The organism is Kitasatospora sp. NPDC093558, from assembly GCF_040683475.1.
Taxonomy (GTDB): domain Bacteria; phylum Actinomycetota; class Actinomycetes; order Streptomycetales; family Streptomycetaceae; genus Kitasatospora.
Genome location: NZ_JBFBDY010001233.1, coordinates 1 through 1287, shown reverse-complemented (window position 1 = coordinate 1287; position 1287 = coordinate 1). Strand labels below are relative to the sequence as shown.

General features: G+C 75.4%; 2 protein-coding genes. Both read right to left on the bottom strand.

Translation table 11 applies throughout. The annotated features are described in order from the left end of the window. The coding region (locus tag AB0O00_RS39985; protein WP_363659580.1) for a copper homeostasis protein CutC at positions 1–306 on the bottom strand (306 nt) is incomplete at its 3' end. 50 nt (positions 307–356) lie between these two features. After that, positions 357–1287: hypothetical protein (locus AB0O00_RS39980; protein WP_363659579.1), on the bottom strand; the 931-nt coding region annotated here is incomplete at its 5' end.

Below are 1287 nucleotides of genomic sequence, written 5' to 3'. Positions count from 1 at the left end.
GAGGTCGACGGCGCCGTCCGCGTCGAGGAAGCCGAGGACGAACTCCTCGGCCCCCTCGGCGCGGAGCGCGGCGGCCCGGGTGCGCAGCTCGTCCAGGTCGCCCGGCGCGAAGCCGTCGCGGAGGCGGAGCATGACGCGCAGCGGCAGGGCGACGGCGGCCCGGATCCGGGCGAAGTCCTCGACGGACGGGGAGAGTCCGTCGGCGGCCATGTCCGTGACCAGTTCGAGCCGGTCGGCGCCGCCCGACTCGGCGGCCTGGGCGTCCTGGGGCGTCAGCGCGATGACTTCGAAAATTGGTCTAGACATATCCGTAGCCTGCCACATCCGCCCACCCCGGACGAGACCCGGCCCCGAGGTCACGCCGCGACGTGCTCCTCGTCGACGTCGCCGCCGCTCCCGGGGCCGCCCGTGCCGCCCCGGCCGATCCGGTGCATCCCCACCGCGACGATCACCATCAGCCCGAGCACCGGCAGCGCGACCGGCAGCAGCTGGGAGATCCCGCGCGCCTCGCGCCAGATGTTGAACAGGCTCGCGAAGGTCGTCAGCGACAGCACCGCGACGCCCACGGCGGCCGGCAGCTCCTTGCCGCGCAGCGCGGTGAAGGTCAGCAGCACGGGCACGAGCAGCAGCACCGCGAACCACTGGGCGTCCAGCGGGAAGGTGGTGTCGTCCCAGCGCTGGAGCCACACCAGCCCCGCGCCGCCGGCGATCGAGGCCAGCACCGTCCCGCGGGTGCGCCAGGACGGCTTCGGCAGGAGTTCCGTCGGCGCCGCGAGCAGCAGCACGGCGGCCAGCGCGGCCGGCATCGTCGCCATGCCGACGTACCCGACCCACCACAGGTCGACGAACGCCGACCCGGTGAACGCCTGTGCCAGCACGGTCAGTCCGAGCACCGCCTGGACCGACGCGATGACGCGCACGGCCGTCCACCGCCCGAGCACCGCCGCCATCGCGAGCAGCAGCGCGGTCACCGGCGGCGCGAGGGTCATGGCCAGCGTGGTGTACGAGTGGTCCCAGGTGAGCCGGAAGGAGGCCCCGTCCGGGTCGGTGACCCACGGGACGAGCCCCGAGCCGGCCAGCGCGCCGGCCACCATCGGCGCGGCCAGCGCGAGCACCCGCCCGAGCGTCCCGGAGCCGGTCAGCCCGAGCCGCACCCGCAGCCCGTACGCGGCCAGGTCGAAGACCTCCCGGGCGACGGCCGCGCGGTCGGCGCCGGACGTGGCGTCGGCGAAGACCGCGGCCATCTCGTCGCCGCGCTCGCGGCGGTAGCGGGCCGGGTACAGCTGG